Here is a 16,247-nt window from a genome sequence, read left to right on the forward strand (position 1 = left end):
ATGACTAAAGAGATGAGTTTTTTAAACATCGCTCCCCAAGAGTCTAAAAATGACTCTGCATCTAAAAGCAATACTTTTAAAAGTGAAGCTAAAACGGCACCATCTCTGTTTGATACCATGCTAAATGATGCACAAAAAGAGGTGACAACAACACCTGCTCAAACGAAGAGTGCTGAATCAAAAACAACATTGCAAGAAGAACCAAAAGAGCAAAGCAACACTGCATTGGATAAAAAAGTAGAAACTTCTACGAATGATACTAAAAAAGTAGACAGTGAAGTTTCTACAACGCCCAAAACAGATAATAAAGCAAAGCCATCTGAAACGACTGAAATAAAAACAAATGATAAAGATTTAGAGAATTCTAAAAAAGATACAAAAAATTCTACTGTACAAAACAAACAACTTTCCCTACTTGATAGATTGATGATGGATGCACAACAAAGCATTGATAATGAAAATAATCAAACAGGCGAAGTCGAAACTTCAAAAGGTACAGCTATAGCAAAGAGTATCAAAGATGTGGTACAAGATGCGAAACAAGTGGATGTTTTAGAAAACAGTAAAAATTCTGATGGGGTTAAAGAGAGTGTAGAGGGTAAAAAAGAGCTTATTGATGCTTTAAAAACAGCTGAGACCACGGCTTCTTCACAAGCAACAACAGACGTAAGTGAAGAAACCAACACTGAAACAAAAAAAGCAGAAGTGAATACTTCAACCAAACAAGTTGAAATTTTAAAAGAGGGCTCTTTATTAGATAAATTGGTTGAGCAAGCCAATAAAACCATTTCACAAGAGCAAAACAGTAAAAATGTAGCATCAAAGATTGACACTGTTCTTCCAACAAAACCAGATGTTAAGGCAGAAACAGCCGTAATACCATCAACAAAAGTGGCCACACAAGCTGAAAATGTCAGTGCTGCACAAACAACAAACAAACCTGAAAATATAAATGCAAAAGTGGTACCTGAGGTTGTTCAAGTCAACGGTGGTGATGAAAGTGTTGAAGCTGTTCTTGATGAGGTTAAAAATAAGGCGACTCAATCCTCACAAAAAGGTGCAGAACAAGTTGTAACAACTACAAAAACAACCACTGTAAATCAAGAAACTGAAGTAAAAACTCTTCTTTCTCAAAATACAGATGCACAAACTCAAAATATAAAGAATGAAAAAGTAGCGCAAGAGTTGGCCAAACTGAATAGTGCAGAAGAACCCGTAAAAGTAGCTGTGATTAAAGATGATGCTAAAGTCGTAGAAGCAAAAGCTGAAAATAAATCCTTGTTGGACAGATTGATTGACCAAACCAAACAAAATATTCAAAAAACACAAGAGAATACACAACAAACACACAATAACAGTGTTAACAAAGAGGCTACACCAAAAGGTTCATCTGACTCGCTCATTAATAATATCTATTTGACCTCGCAACAAAGTGCCTTAAACAAAGCTTCACTTGAGAATGCTTATAATGCAAAAAAAGTGCTCACAGAGGGAACATCGGTTAAAGATGTTCAAAAGAGTGCACAAATGTTGGATTTAGGTTTAGAAGATGCGCAACTAATCAAAGAGCAAGAGTTGAAAAACACGCTTAAAGAGGAGTTTATTTCTAAACTTAATTTCTCAAAAGATGTATTAAAATATGATTTACAAAAAATCAATGAAGTCATCTCTCAAAGTGCAAAGACAACCTCTTTGAATAATATCAATATTGCACAAGATGTAGAGATAAACCTCTCTTCAACGGCAGTGTATAATATTCAAAACAGAATTGTGGGTGCACAACAGCAAATGAATACCATGATGTCTGATGTTGCAAGAAACATGTACTTAAACTATAAGCCTCCTGTAACTGCATTTAGAATGAACTTGAACCCTGCACATTTAGGAAACATTGCTGTTTTAATTAAAAATGAGAAAGAGAATGGCTTAAGTATCAGCTTGAATATGTCCAACCAAAATACTTTGGATTCATTTGTGGATAATCAAGCAGCATTAAGAGCGGCATTGGCTCGAAATTTTAACACCGATTCCAATATCAATTTGAGTTTCAATATGCAAGAAGGTGGCTCTGAACAACAAGCCAGTTCAAGTAACAGTAACAATGCTCAACAAGACCAACAAAATTCGAAAGGGCAACGTCATACCACATCGGACGTATTAGACAGTCTCAATCACAAAGCACAAGCTGAGGCAGATGCGGAACCTGTTAACTATATGTAATGGAAAGTTTAATTGCACTTCTGGATGAAAATTTTGTATTTCCTTTTTTACTTCTATTAGGAAGAGTACTGGCATTTGTTGCTTTTATGCCAGTCTTTTCTCACACCGCAGTTTCTCCAACAATTCGTGTGGCATTGGCTTTTTATTTTACAGTGTTTATTTACCCTTTTATTGACGTTCAAAACACCATCACACAAGATATGTTTGTTGAAGCACTTATCAGTGAGATCACGTTAGGTTTAATTGCCTCGTTTTTACTCAATATAATCTTCGCCGCAGTGCGTATTATTGGTGACTTTGTAGGGTATGCAACGGCACTTTCAATGGCCAATATGTTTGATCCAAGCACGGGAGCTAATGAAGGGATTGTGAGTCGATTTTTGTATGTCATTGCCATTTTAATTTTCTTTGAAACAGGGATGTACGAGGTGACCATTTTGATGCTCTCAAAAAGTTTCAGTATGGTGCAGTTAGGAACATTTAATCTCTTCTCATATGATGGTATTCAAATTGCTATATCAGAGATTAATCGCATGTTTGCTTTTGCATTCTCTTTTGCATTTCCACTCTTCTTTATTGGTTTTATTATGGATGTTTATTATGGTTATGGCACCAAATCAATGCCGGCATTCTCTCCTTTTGTTATCACATTTCAATTGAAATTTTTATTGATATTTTTATTTATGATGTTTGGCTTTGATATCTTTGCAGAGAATTTTAAAGAGTACTTTATTGCTAAATTTAGTTGATTTTTTACAAAATTTGCCTATAATATAACTTATTACTAAAACAGAGTTTTATAGGTACATACATGGCTGATAACGACGACGAAAAAACAGAAGAACCCACCCCAAAGAAGATTGAAGATGCGAAAAAAGAAGGTAACGTCTCTAAATCAATGGAAGTTGTAGGGGCTTCGACTTTGTTTTTTGGTTCGGTCTATTTGCTTTTTTTCTCCTCTTTTTCAATGCTTGAAATTCAAAAAATGATGCGTTTTGTTTATAGTTTTATTGGTCAAGAGATGGACAGTACGGTCTGGTATGCTATTACACACACGATTGTGCGAACAGCTTTGTATGCCTTGATGCCTATTTTTGCACTGGTGGTGATATTGACATTTGTATTTAACTGGGTGCAATTTGGCATGATTATGATTCCCATAAAATTCAAACTGGAAAAATTAGATCCCATCTCTGGAATGAAGAATGTATTCTCAGCTAAAAAAGGATTAGAGGCTTTAAAACTGACCTTTAAACTTTTGATCATATTTGCAGTGATGGTCATACTTTTTTTACTTACAGGGGACACTTTCTTGGCCATGATGGATAAAGAAGTCAGTGCTTCTTTAGATGCAATGATTACATTGAGCATGTATTTCCTCTCTACCATCCTTTTAATTATTATAATTTTCGCTATAATAGACTTTTATTTTACACGGTTTTACTATTTAAAATCATTGCGCATGAGTAAACAAGATATTAAAGATGAATTTAAAAATATGGACGGGGATCCTCAGGTAAAAGCACGAATTCGAAGAATTCAAATGCAAATGTCAGCAAAAAGAATGATGGCCAATGTTCCTGATGCCGATGTTGTTATTACTAACCCAACACACTATGCGGTTGCTTTAAAATATGATTCTAAAACAACATCCGCACCGGTGGTGGTTGCAAAAGGGATTGATTTTATTGCCAGCCGTATTAAAGAGATTGCCAGAGAAAATAGCGTACCAATTATTGAGAACCCTTCATTGGCAAGAGCATTGCATGATCAAATTGAGGTGGATCAACAAATTCCAGAAGAGTTTTATAAAGCCATTGCAGAAATTTTCTCATATGTGTATGAACTAAAAAAGAAATAAAGGGCAGTATTGAAGAGTTTATTGATTTTTTTATCACTTTTTTTTGTTGCACAAGCACAAAAAGATTTTTATTACAGTTATATTGATTCAAGCGGTGCACAAATTAAGTCTCAAGAAAAACAGGAGATGAAAGATGGTTATGCCACGTTGGAAAATATTAAAAAAATTGCGCGTGATGATAACTTAGAAGAGGCGTATAAAAGACTTCTAAGTTTTAAAGGACGAAATAATTTAACACTTTTAAATTCTGATATCATTCTTTTAGAATCTGAATTTTTACTTAAAAAACGACTTAAAAGTTTTGCTGTTAAAGGGGCAAAATATTTAGAAGATTCTATTAACAGTTCTGCCATTGCTGAAGAGGATTTGCCCCGAGCTTATATGTTGCTAGTGGAGTTAAAACTTGCAGCTAATAAACCCGATGATGCTCGATACTTTGTGGATGTGATTATCAATAACTTTGATACACCCATTATTAATGCTTATGGAAAAATCTATTTAGCTAAACTCTATGAGTATAAAAAAGAGTATAAAAAAGCCATTAAAGTATTGTATGAAGTCTTAACAAAAACAACCAATATTGATGTAGCAACAGTAGTTGCAGATGAGTTGTTTGATGTCTATATTTTAGATGATCAAAAACCTGAAGCCTATAAATTGGCCAAACAAGTTTTGAATAAAAATATGGATTATTATGCGAATGACAGTTTTTTGGCCATTACTAAAGTCAAAAAGCTTATTAAAAGTGATATGCCCGAGTTTGCAGCTCAAATTTTAGAGGCGTTGTTGGAACGAACGAAAAACTTAGAATCAATTGAAACATTTAAATTTGAATTGGCTGAAACCTATATGTTGATGTATGATGGTACTATGAAGTATCTGAATAAAGCAAAAGAGCTTTACAAAGATGTGCTTAATGATTATCCCGATGGACGTTATACGCAACAAGCTAAAATGATTATTGATGAAATATTGATGCGTGAAGGTAAAATTGAACCAGCAGTGTTAAACTCAAAATATTATGAGTCCGCTTCAATGCAACAAAAAGTGTTGATGCAAGAGATTGTGAATGCAATGAAAAAAGAGCAGTATGAGCTGATTTTACGTTCACAAAAAGTGTATAAAAAGATTTCTGATACCATTTTTAATCGATTCGGATATAAAAATTTAGAAGATGTATTGGATAAGGTTCGAGTTTTATTGATCAAACAATATCTCATTGAAAATAAGTGTAATGATTTAAATGCAGCTTTGAATAAGACCAGAAAAGAGACGATGGTCAAACTCATTGAAGATGATTTTTTAAAGTATAAGTTCTTTGAATGTTTATTGGAGTACCCAAATGAAAAAGGGTACAATATGGCTAAAGAGGGGTTGTTTAATTCACGTGACGCTCAAGTATATACCTATTTAGAACGGGTGGCTTATAAACTTGGAGATTATGAAGAGGCACTTGACTTCTCTCAAAAAGTTGAAATGCTCAACGATCAAGAAGCATCACAAAAAGAGTTTTTATACCGTTTTCAAGTATTAAATGCACTTCAAAATCCACTTCGAATGAGACGTTTTTTTAATTATGCATTTCAAAATCCCTTATTGATTGAAAATAACCAAGATAATCCATTGATTTTGGATTTTTATTATCAATACTATTTTTATCTGCTTGATATGAATGAAACGGCACAAGCCAATACCATACTCAATGAACTCTATGAAAAACAAAAAGAGTATAAAGCATTTATCTACTCTCCTTCAATTGAAATAGAGTTGGCCAAAAGAGCCAAAGAGAATCAAAACTATCTAAAAGCCATTGCGTATTTACAAGAGAGTATTACTAATACACGACGAATAAAAAACAATGAATTGGCACAAGTCTATTATGAGATGATCAAATTGTATGAATTGACCAATAATCAAACAAAAAAAGATGAAGTACTGCAACAATGTAAAGCATTGGACCCAGCAACGACAACCAGTTTATATAAAAAAATGTGTGATGAGATGTGATGATAGATATAGACAGTTTCATAGAAAATATCAATGAAGATACCTTAATTTTGCCATTTGGGCGAATCAAACACATCTCAACCACTACTATCACTGCAACAGGTTTAGAAGTTGCCGTGGGCGATATTGTAAAAATAGAATCGCAACAACATATCTACTCTGTACTTGGAATGGTGGCATCCATTAACAGCGATGATTTTGCCATTGTGCCTTTTTCGTTTATTGATGGATTTAGAATTCAAGATAAAGTCTTTTTACAAAAAGAGGGCTTATCTGTTAAAAGTGGTTATGGCCTTTTAGGACGTGTGGTGAATGCTTTGGGAGAACCCATTGATAATAAAGGAAAAGTGAGCAATCTTGAAGAGAATTCAGCGATTAATAAACTCTCCATGCCTGCACTTGATAGAGGAATTATAGACAAACGATTCTCCACAGGAGTCAAAGCCATTGATTCAATGCTGACTTCTGGTAAAGGGCAAAAAGTAGGTATTTTTGCAGGAAGTGGGGTTGGAAAATCAACACTCATGGGAATGATTGTCAAAGGGTGTGAAGCTCAAATAAAAGTGGTGGCACTCATTGGTGAACGCGGACGTGAGATTCCAGAATTTATTCACTACAATTTAGATGATAATTTAGACAACACCATTATCATTGCTGCAACGAGTGACGAATCTGCTTTAATGAGAAAATACGGGGCATTTACAGCCATGGCCATTGCCGAATTTTTCAGAGATAAAGGGCATGATGTGCTTTTAATGATGGATTCAGTGACACGATTTGCCATGGCACAACGTGAAATTGGTCTCAGTACAGGAGAACCTCCTGTAAGTCGTGGATATCCTCCTTCTGTATTTGCATTATTACCTCAATTGATGGAGAGAGCAGGAAACAATGAAAAAGGCTCTATTACGGCATTTTTTACTGTTTTAGTTGATGGAGATGATATGAATGACCCTATTGCTGATCAGAGTCGTTCAATTTTAGATGGGCATATCGTTTTAACACGAGAATTAACTGAACAAGGCTTTTATCCACCCATTGATTTATTAAAATCTGCATCAAGGGTGATGGATAAAGTGGTAGATAAAGAGCACTATAATGGATTTTTAAAGTTAAAAAGAGTATTATCGTTAATAAAAGAAAATGAAGTATTAGTAAGAGTAGGTGCATACAAACAGGGGATGGATAAAGAACTGGATGCAGCACTTGCTAAAAAGGAAAAAATCAGAGAGTTCCTCACTCAAGGGATGCAGGAACAATTTGGTTTTGACCAGATTATTAGCCTGTTTAAGGAGGTTATAAATGATTAATATAACTGACCAAATGCTATTTAGATTGGGAAATCTGAATAAAGAAAATATGAGAATCAGTTACCAGCAAAGTTCACAAAAGATACTTCAAAATGGTAGTGATGACAGTGCTATATTTTCAAAACAGCTTTATTTTGAAGATAAAATACGAGTCTATGAAGGGATTCAAGACCAAGTTAAGCGTTCTATGACCATGAATGATTCAATTGACTCAACACTGGCCAATGTAAAGGAAGATCTCAGAACCATTAAATCAAGTATGCTCAAAACACTTAATGCAGGAATGCAACAAAGTGATAAAAAATCAGTTGCGACTGAAATTCAAGGAATTCGAGACAACTTTTTTACTTGGGCAAACTTAGAGATCAACAATGAGTATCTTTTCGCTGGGTCTGACTCGACTACGCAACCATTTGTTAAAGATGCAAGTGGTCGAATTGTGTATCAAGGGGATGCAGTCTTAAAACAAGTACCTGTAGAACCAAACAGTTACCGAGACAGAGGTACAACGGGTTATGATGCCTTTATGTATACTTCTGATACGGCAAAACAGGGTGAAAGCATTGATTTCTTAGCCAGTGAAAAAATCATTGATAATGCTGGAAATACGTGGGATTTTCCTGAAAGTATCAATGCCGGGGAAAAATTGGATTTTTTTGCTACAGATACTATAACGGATAATAATGGTACAACGTGGACATTGAATCCTTTAAGTTCAACACTCGAAGATGGAAATGGTGGTAGTATTGAAGTGGTAAAACTCAATGGAGGATACCAGTTTAAAGACAAATTATCTGATGGTTTTCAAGATGGATTGGGTGCAAGTGTAACATCGTTTACAGCAACTTCTGCAACTGCGCCTGCTCTTGAAATTCGACAATATGACCGATATGGAAACCTCACGGGTAAAGTATTGGGCGTGACTGAAATTGACAATGGGGATGGTATTGTTGATGGGGGTGATGATACGGGGTTATTGGAACCCAAATATCGTACTGCTAACGTTACTGATCCAGATATGATTATCAATGCTAAGCATAATATCTTCAATGATTTGGATGATATTATTACCACACTCAATGGATACAGTTTAGTTGATGGGGTAACACCTATTACAGAAACAGAACAAAATGATATTATCCGAGCAGCTCTAGATAAAATGACAGCAGCATTTGATGCTGTTAATATTGCACACTCAGAAGTGGGATCTCGTAATAAAATTATTAAAGATGCCAGTGTGAATATCAGTGCAAAGATTACTAATTTTAACATTTTATCAATTGAAAACGGTGCATCTGACACGACTAAATTGGCTATGGAAGCAAAACAGTTAGAGTTAACATACGCCGCACTTTATTCAACGATTTCACGAATGAATGACTTGAGTTTAGTGAATTTCTTAAGATAAAAGTTTTTTTAGTATATAAATGAATTTAAAAAGGATATTTTCAAAAGATTTAGTAACGGTTGCTCTTTTTGTAGCAATCTTGATGATCATCATCGTACCGTTACCTAAGTTTGCGCTTGACTTCTTTTTGGTGATATCTTTATCGTTGGGTCTTTTGGTTCTTTTAATATCATTGTATATTCAAAAACCATCAGACCTGACCACTTTCCCTACCTTAATCCTTATTTTGGCGCTCTTTAGACTCTCTTTGAATATTGCAACCACACGATCAATTTTAAGTGAAGGACACAATGGTCCAGAAGCTGTCAGTTCAATTATTTCTGCTTTTGGTGAGTTTGTTGTGGGTGGAAACTTGGTCATTGGTATTATTGTATTTATTATTTTGGTATTGATTAACTTTATGGTTGTCACCAAAGGTGCAACCAGAGTTGCAGAAGTTACTGCAAGATTTACACTTGATTCAATGCCCGGTAAACAAATGGCAATTGATGCGGATTTAAATGCCGGATTTATTGATGATAAACAGGCACAACAACGGCGTAAAGAGCTTATCTCTGAAGCAAACTTTTATGGAGCGATGGACGGGTCATCTAAGTTTGTTAAAGGTGATGCAATTGCTGGTATTATCATTACTTTGGTGAATTTAGTGGGGGGATTACTTATTGGTCTTTTCCAACACGATATGACCGTTTCACAAAGTGGTGAAATTTATACGATTTTAACCATTGGAGATGGACTTGTTGCTCAAATTCCTGCACTGATTTTATCAACAGCAACGGCAATTATTATCACACGTTCAAACATGGATGAAGACCGATTTGCGAACCAATCGATTTCTCAATTGATCAAAGACAGCAAATCTTTAATTCTTGTCGGTATTGGAATGATTCTGTTTGGGTTCGTACCTGGTTTCCCTGCGGGTATTTTAATGGTTATGGGGCTTATCTTGTCGTTTATTGGATACGCAATTTATATGATTGAAGATGGACAAAACAATGCTATTACAAATATGTTTAAAAGTAAAAGTGAAACCAAATCAACACTCCACAGTAAAGATTTAGATGAAGTTAAAAAAGAGAAAATTGCGGCACGTAAACCAAATGAAGAGCAGACTTTAGAAAATATCATGAAAATGGAAGTATTGGAGCTGAAATTGGGTGTTCGATTGCTTCAATTGGTACAAGGAAACTCTGAACTGCTTGATAAAATTCGAGGTATACGAAAGTCTATTGCCAGTGAATTAGGTTTTGTGATTCCTCAAATTCGTATTTCAGATGATGTGAATTTGCAACCCGATCAATATTCATTGCATCTTAAACGTATTCCAATTATCAAAGGAAGTGTGCAACCTCAAAAGCTTCTGGCTATGGGAGGTATGGGCAATGAAACACTTAAAGGTTTAAAGGTGAAAGAGCCCGTATTTAATCTGGATGCTACTTGGATTGATGAAGGCTTAAAAGAGGAAGCGTTAATGAAAGGATTTACCGTTGTTGATGCACCCACCATTATCTCAACGCACCTTTCAGAAACGATTAAAAAACATGCTGAAGATATCATTACCCGTCAAGATATTGTGGAGATAGTTGAAAGATTGAAAAAAGATTTCCCAGTCTTAATTGAAGAAGCGATGAAGGTGACCTCTTATGGAGCATTGCTTAAAGTGTGTAAAGATTTATTACACGAGAAAATACCAATTGTGGATATGCTGACCATCATTGAAGCCATTGCAGATATTGCGGAATTTACAAAAGCCCCAGATGTTTTATTGGAGCATGTGCGAAGTAAATTGTATCGAATGATCACTGAACGCTTTAAAGGAACAGATAATGTCTTGCATATTATTACCATTAAACCGGATTTAGAACAACAGTTCATTGGTAAATTGCAAGAGCAACATGGGGTATCTCAATTGATGCTCAGCATTGGTGAAATTAACTCATTAGTGACCAAAACCAAAGAGTTAGTGGAGCAAATCGATGCCAAAGGTATCACAAAAGTTGCGATGGTTGTGGATCCATTATTGAGAAAACGTATCTCCGAAATTTATGAAAAATTTGGTCTTCAAGTAGCCGTTTTAAGTCATGCTGAGTTGGATTCACGAGCAAATTTTGCTATTGAAGGCACCTTACAATTTTAAAACAGAGTAACGCAATGATAGTACGATGGATTTTTTTTCTTTTATGTGTTAATACGCTTTATGCGCAAGTAAAAATATTTGCTCCTCAAAGTGTTGTACAAGATGAAGCCGTGGTCTTTGAACTGCAAGCAAGTGGTGAAGAGATTACGTTTCCTGAAATCAGTTCTATAGAAGGATTCCCTGTTCAAAAAGCGGGTACTTCTAATCAAATCACCATTGTCAATGGCCAAAAAAGTAAAATTGTCAATAAAAAATTTCTTTTTTATCCCAACAGAAGTGTTCAAATTCCCTCTTTTGAAGTTATTGTAGATGGAAAAACTTACACCACATCTGTAAAAGAAATAGAACTTCAAAAAGCACAAAAAACTCAAAACTCGCAATTTGATTTTAAAATTGTCAGCGATAAAACGAACGTTTATCTCAATGAACCCATTGTCGTGGATTATTTGTTTACATATAAAAAAGACGATAAAATCATGGAATTAGCACTTGGTAATATGGATTTTGAACACTTTTGGGCAAAGAAAATTGGGGATGCAACGACGAAAGAAGAGGGTGAACACATCACTCAAAGACTGCGTTATGTGTTGTTTGCACAACAAAGTGGAAAACTTGAGCTTAAACCTGCAAGGGTCATTGCAAGGCTTATGGATGTTGGTCGTTCGTACTCCTTTTTCCAACGTCCAAGTAAACAAATGAGTATCTATTCCAATGCTTTGCAATTTGAAGTGGAACCCTTGCCTAAGGGAGTTAGTATTGTGGGTGATTTTACAATAGAATCAAACATAGATAAAGCTCATATACAAGCTTCACAAGCCGTCACCTATACTCTTCATATTAAGGGTGAAGGGAATTTAGAAGATTTAAATGATATTACGTTAGATATTCCCAATGCTACAGTTTACTCTAATGATGCGAAAACAACGTCAAGCTTTGAAAACGGGAAGTTTCTTTCAACATACACAAAAAACTTTTCTATTGTAGCCAATGAGTCTTTTACCATTCCTGCTGTTAAGATTCCCTATTTTTTGGTTAATAAAAAAAAGGTACAATACCTAACAGTGCAAACCTATGATATAACGGTGGATGCACCTCAAGGTATTCAAAAAACCGTTACATTAGAGAAAAAAGAGAAACCAGTAAGAGAATTAACAAAAGAGATTTCTGATTATAATGGGTGGGTCTATTTTTCTTTTGGAGTATTAAGTACGGTGGTTGTCCTTTTTATTGGATTATTTGTACGTAAAAAGTCCAATGAAAAAAGAGTTGAAACCCCCCTTATTAAAAGTGTAAAAAAAGCAAAAAGTAACAGCGAGTTGATTAAAATATTGGTGCCTTATGTGAACAAAAACACCGCATTGGATACGCTGATATTTGAATTAGAAAAAAACAACAATTTAGATATAAAGTTTAAGAAAAAAGAGATTATAAAGATACTAAAATCTGATTTCTAAAAGGATAATAATGAAAATTTTAACTCTTATTTTATGCGCAAGCATCTCTTTGTTTGCCAATGAATATTATGCGAAATTAGAACCAATAGAGAGTTATGTGATAAAAGCTGCAGTCAGTGGTGAAGTGGTTTACAGTAATGAAGGGATTGAAGGTAAGTTTGCCAATAACAGTTTGATTGTTCAACTCGATTCAGAAGTGGATACTATTAATTTAGAACAGACCAAAAAGAAGCTCAAAGCGTATGATGAAATGGTTGAAATTGAACGAAAAAATTATGAGAGACTCAAACAAGTCACCACACGTTCAGATTTTGATAAAGATTCACAACTTCGACAAGCGCTCAATTTAGAGGCGTCACGAGCAGATTTGATCATCAGTATGGCGCAGTTAAAAAAGAGCATAGAAAATAAAAGACTTGTAGAGAAAAATCGATATATCTATAATATTAATGTCAAAGAGGGCGATTATGTGACGGCAGGTACGCTGTTATACGAAGCAAAAGATATGTCAAAAGGAAAATTGGAGATTTTTATTCCCATTGCTGAGATGCCTTTGATTAAAGAGAAAAGCATCTATTTAGATGGTGAGCAAACCGATTTAAAAATACATAAAGCATATGAAGTAGCAGACTCGAAACATATTTCATCGTATAAAGTAGAGATCATTGTCCCTGATGCACAACAGTTTTCAAGGTTGGTCAAAGTTGAATTTAAATAGTGTAGCATGCCCACTGGATTGTTATGATACCTGTGAGGCCGTATATGAAGATGGGAAGTGTAAACCCAATAAAAAACACCCTACAACGGGTTCAAAACTGTGTGTGAATTTTGGACACTTACTCAATGAAACTGTTTTAGAACAACCCTTTTTTAATAATGAATCCCTTGAGTTAGACAGGGCACTTTCAATGCTTGTAGAAAAATTGAAAAGCAGTGAAGCACAAAATGTTTTATACTATAAAGGAAGCGGAAACTTAGGTGTGATGCAAAGTGCACCCAAAGCTTTTTTTGCCTCTTACGGTGCAACCTTAACACGAGGAAGTTTGTGTGATGGTGGTGGCGGTGAAGGCTTAGAGCAAGGTCGTGGGAAAGTAGTGAATCCTCCTATTGAAAACCTTTTAAATGCAGATGTGATTATCTGTTGGGGAAGAAATTTTAGTGTGACTTCATCGCATATGTATGAGTTGGTTAAAGATAAAACCTTTATCACCATTGATCCCATTAAAACCGATATGGCCAAAAAATCAGCACTGCATTTGCAAATCAATCCAAAAACAGATGATGAATTGGCGCTTCTTTTAACACGATTTGCGTATATGAATGACTTAGAAGATGAAGCATCCTTTCAAGAGTATGCTTCAGGTGCAGATTGGTTTTTTGATCTAGCAAAAAGCAGACCGGTTGTATCTTATGAAGCAACAACGGGCGTGACCCTAAAAGAGGTCACCACTTTTATGGAGATGATTCAAAATAAAAAAGTGGCCATCATGGTGGGATTGGGTGTTCAAAAATATTATGAAGGTGCAACCATCATGCGGTGCATTGACTCTTTTGCAGCTTATATTGGGGTACACAATAAAGAAGCAGGTGGATTGTGGTATCTGTCTGATTCAATGTATGGATATGAAAAACAGTTTCTGGCAACTCCAAAAAAAAGAGTGGATATCCCAAGCGTGAATTTTGCAGATTATGAGGTGGTCTTTATACAAGGTGCCAATCCCGTAATCAGTGCTCCGAATACAAAACGTGTCATAGAGGGATTAAAAAAGAGTTTTGTTGTATATTTTGGAACCACCTTTAATGAGACGTGTGAATATGCCAATTTGATCATTCCTTCCACCATGTTTTTAGAAAAAGAGGATGTTCGTATCTCTTATGGACATGAATACAAAGCAGTTTCAAATAAAGTGCGTGAAAAAACGACACAAAGCATTACAGAGTATGAGTTGGCGCAATATCTGTGCAATGCGTTTAATCTCCCTGCACTTAAAGAGGAGCAGAGTGTTTTAGAGTATTATAGAAATACTACTCCAGAGCGTTCTCACATCCTTGAATCCTTTGAATTTGTTGAAGAGGCAGATATCGTGCATCTGTATGAAGAGAAAGAAGAGCATGAATACTATTTAATCACGGCTAAAACTAAAAAGTGTTTGAATTCACAGTTTAAAACAGATGATAACGTTTATATGAACAGCAGTTGTGGTATTAATGAGGGTGCTGAAGTTACAATCTCTTCTTCATATGGTCAGGCTTCGTTTATATTAAAACACAGCGATGATGTCAAAGAGAACTGCGTTTTAATTTATGCGGGGGCAAAAAATGTGAATCATTTAACCTCGCATAAAAGCGATGAAGCGAGTTTTTCTGCAATGTACCAAGAGGTATTAGTAACCGTTGAACTATCGTGAATTATTAACCAATTATCCTGTGGTGCGGCAACTCTCTTTGTTGCAAGTGATTGCTTATTTTGGTGCTTGGTTTTCTAATGTTGCTATTTATACCATGCTTGTACAGTTTGGCTCTTCTGCGTTAGCTATTTCAGTTGTAACGGCCATGCATCTTTTACCCGCAGTGATCATTGCACCTATTTCTGGGGTTGTTATTGACAAATTTCGTATCAAACCATTGATGTTTACACTGCTTTTAACCGAACTTTGTATGACGCTTCTTTTTTTAACCATTGATAACAAAGATGAGTTGTGGTTTTTGATGATACTGATTTTTATTCGAATGGGCAGTGCGTCGATGTTTTTCTCAACTGAGATGTCGCTTCTCCCTAAACTCATTTCTGGTGTAGCACTGCAAAAAGCCAACGAAATTCACTCTATCATTTGGTCATTTACTTTTGCTTTTGGAATGGCAATGAGTGGTATTATTGTTAACAGTTATGGTGTAAAAACGGCTATTATTATAGATGCTTTGTTTTTTTTAGTGGCAATCATTGTCTTTTTAAATATTCATTTTAAAATTGAAATCATTCACACCAAAGAGACTTTTTTAGGCATGATTAAAGATGGTTTTATTTATATTAAAAACTCTAAAGTGGTGATTCATCTTATTTTACTGCATGCAAGTGTGGGATTGACCTCTTTTGATGCTTTGGTAACACTGCTTGCTAAAAATGAGTATAAATATGTGATTGCAGTTCCTTTAGCCATTGGTATTACCAATGCAGTTCGAGCCTTTGCTCTTATGCTGGGACCTTTACTTATCAGCAATTGGGTCAACAAAGAGAGGCTCTATTATCTGTTTATTTTTCAAGGCATTGCCATCATTTTGTGGGGCATATTTCAATTTAATTTTTATATTGCATTGGCGACCGTTTTTTTAACGGGTTTTGTTACAACAACACTGTGGTCGATGACATATGCATTTCTTCAAGAGAATGTGGAACAAAAATATTTGGGGCGTGTGATTTCATATAACGATATGATTTTTATGCTTTCAAACGTTTTGACCACACTGTTTATTGGCGTGATGGCCAGTTGGGTGAGTTTAGAGGTTATTACGATGATGTTAGGAGCAGGTTTCTTTGCCTTTGCTTTGTACTATAAAAGGATATTACAATGGATATAGAAATAAAAGTATTGTTATTGGGTATTTTAAAAAAAGAGAGTGATGAAAATCTCAATGATGTGTTGGCTAAACTCGAAGAAGCAAAAGTATTCTCTTTTAAAGAGGGAAAAAAACTTCTAAAGATGCTTAAAAGTGAAGGCTATTTAACTCAAAACAAACTCACTGTAAAAGGAGAACTTAAAGCCAAAGAGGTGGAAAAAGAGTTCAAAATATAATGTTTGTGTGATACTTAAAAAAGTGACTATTAAAGTTAATGTAACAATTTAATAACCAA

The 16,247-nt window shown here is 35.0% G+C and carries 12 protein-coding genes; all 12 read left to right on the top strand.

Annotated elements, in window-relative coordinates; all coding sequences use genetic code 11:
• Positions 1-2,220, top strand: coding sequence for a flagellar hook-length control protein FliK (locus CRV04_RS09510; RefSeq protein ID WP_128996611.1), 2,220 nt, complete (start codon positions 1-3; stop codon positions 2,218-2,220).
• Complete coding sequence (locus CRV04_RS09515; RefSeq protein WP_128996612.1) at positions 2,220-2,969, top strand: flagellar biosynthetic protein FliR; 750 nt, start codon at positions 2,220-2,222, stop codon at positions 2,967-2,969. Before CRV04_RS09510 ends, CRV04_RS09515 begins: the two co-directional genes overlap by 1 nt.
• 62 nt (positions 2,970-3,031) lie before the next feature.
• Positions 3,032-4,081 (top strand): flagellar biosynthesis protein FlhB, encoded by a 1,050-nt coding sequence (gene flhB / locus CRV04_RS09520; RefSeq protein ID WP_128996613.1) that lies wholly within the window; start codon positions 3,032-3,034, stop codon positions 4,079-4,081.
• Positions 4,082-4,090: 9 nt separating this feature from the next.
• A complete protein-coding gene (locus CRV04_RS09525) occupies positions 4,091-6,088 on the top strand; it encodes a hypothetical protein (protein ID WP_128996614.1) in 1,998 nt (665 codons plus the stop codon).
• Positions 6,088-7,398, top strand: coding sequence for a flagellar protein export ATPase FliI (gene fliI, locus CRV04_RS09530; protein ID WP_128996615.1), 1,311 nt, complete (start codon positions 6,088-6,090; stop codon positions 7,396-7,398). The genes CRV04_RS09525 and fliI overlap by 1 nt, the downstream gene beginning before the upstream one ends.
• Positions 7,391-8,806 carry a hypothetical protein gene (locus CRV04_RS09535; protein WP_128996616.1) on the top strand — a complete coding sequence of 472 codons (1,416 nt, stop codon included), beginning with the start codon at positions 7,391-7,393 and terminating at the stop codon, positions 8,804-8,806. Before fliI ends, CRV04_RS09535 begins: the two co-directional genes overlap by 8 nt.
• A gap of 19 nt (positions 8,807-8,825) precedes the next feature.
• Complete coding sequence (gene flhA, locus CRV04_RS09540; protein WP_128996617.1) at positions 8,826-10,943, top strand: flagellar biosynthesis protein FlhA; 2,118 nt, start codon at positions 8,826-8,828, stop codon at positions 10,941-10,943.
• A gap of 14 nt (positions 10,944-10,957) precedes the next feature.
• Positions 10,958-12,397: a BatD family protein gene (locus CRV04_RS09545; RefSeq protein WP_128996618.1), complete on the top strand. Its 1,440-nt coding sequence runs from the start codon at positions 10,958-10,960 to the stop codon at positions 12,395-12,397.
• A 10-nt stretch (positions 12,398-12,407) separates the two neighbouring features.
• The gene (locus CRV04_RS09550; RefSeq protein WP_128996619.1) at positions 12,408-13,115 is read left to right on the top strand and encodes an efflux RND transporter periplasmic adaptor subunit; all 708 of its coding nucleotides are present in this window, start codon (positions 12,408-12,410) and stop codon (positions 13,113-13,115) included.
• Positions 13,102-14,805 (top strand): molybdopterin-dependent oxidoreductase, encoded by a 1,704-nt coding sequence (locus tag CRV04_RS09555; protein WP_164969142.1) that lies wholly within the window; start codon positions 13,102-13,104, stop codon positions 14,803-14,805. The genes CRV04_RS09550 and CRV04_RS09555 overlap by 14 nt, the downstream gene beginning before the upstream one ends.
• Positions 14,792-15,973 (top strand): MFS transporter, encoded by a 1,182-nt coding sequence (locus tag CRV04_RS09560; RefSeq protein WP_128996621.1) that lies wholly within the window; start codon positions 14,792-14,794, stop codon positions 15,971-15,973. The genes CRV04_RS09555 and CRV04_RS09560 overlap by 14 nt, the downstream gene beginning before the upstream one ends.
• Positions 15,964-16,188 (top strand): hypothetical protein, encoded by a 225-nt coding sequence (locus tag CRV04_RS09565; RefSeq protein WP_128996622.1) that lies wholly within the window; start codon positions 15,964-15,966, stop codon positions 16,186-16,188. Before CRV04_RS09560 ends, CRV04_RS09565 begins: the two co-directional genes overlap by 10 nt.
• Positions 16,189-16,247 lie beyond the last annotated feature (59 nt).

Origin of the sequence: Candidatus Marinarcus aquaticus (assembly GCF_004116335.1) — a bacterium.
Lineage (GTDB): Bacteria > Campylobacterota > Campylobacteria > Campylobacterales > Arcobacteraceae > Marinarcus > Marinarcus aquaticus.

Bases quoted from the DNA above. Each gene is read 5' to 3' on its own strand.
- CRV04_RS09515 (WP_128996612.1), top strand. From the start codon at position 2,220: ATGGAAAGTTTAATTGCACTTCTGGATGAAAATTTTGTATTTCCTTTT.
- flhA (WP_128996617.1), top strand. From the start codon at position 8,826: ATGAATTTAAAAAGGATATTTTCAAAAGATTTAGTAACGGTTGCTCTT.
- fliI (WP_128996615.1), top strand. From the start codon at position 6,088: ATGATAGATATAGACAGTTTCATAGAAAATATCAATGAAGATACCTTA.
- flhB (WP_128996613.1), top strand. From the start codon at position 3,032: ATGGCTGATAACGACGACGAAAAAACAGAAGAACCCACCCCAAAGAAG.
- CRV04_RS09545 (WP_128996618.1), top strand. From the start codon at position 10,958: ATGATAGTACGATGGATTTTTTTTCTTTTATGTGTTAATACGCTTTAT.
- CRV04_RS09550 (WP_128996619.1), top strand. From the start codon at position 12,408: ATGAAAATTTTAACTCTTATTTTATGCGCAAGCATCTCTTTGTTTGCC.
- CRV04_RS09535 (WP_128996616.1), top strand. From the start codon at position 7,391: ATGATTAATATAACTGACCAAATGCTATTTAGATTGGGAAATCTGAAT.
- CRV04_RS09565 (WP_128996622.1), top strand. From the start codon at position 15,964: ATGGATATAGAAATAAAAGTATTGTTATTGGGTATTTTAAAAAAAGAG.
- CRV04_RS09510 (WP_128996611.1), top strand. From the start codon at position 1: ATGACTAAAGAGATGAGTTTTTTAAACATCGCTCCCCAAGAGTCTAAA.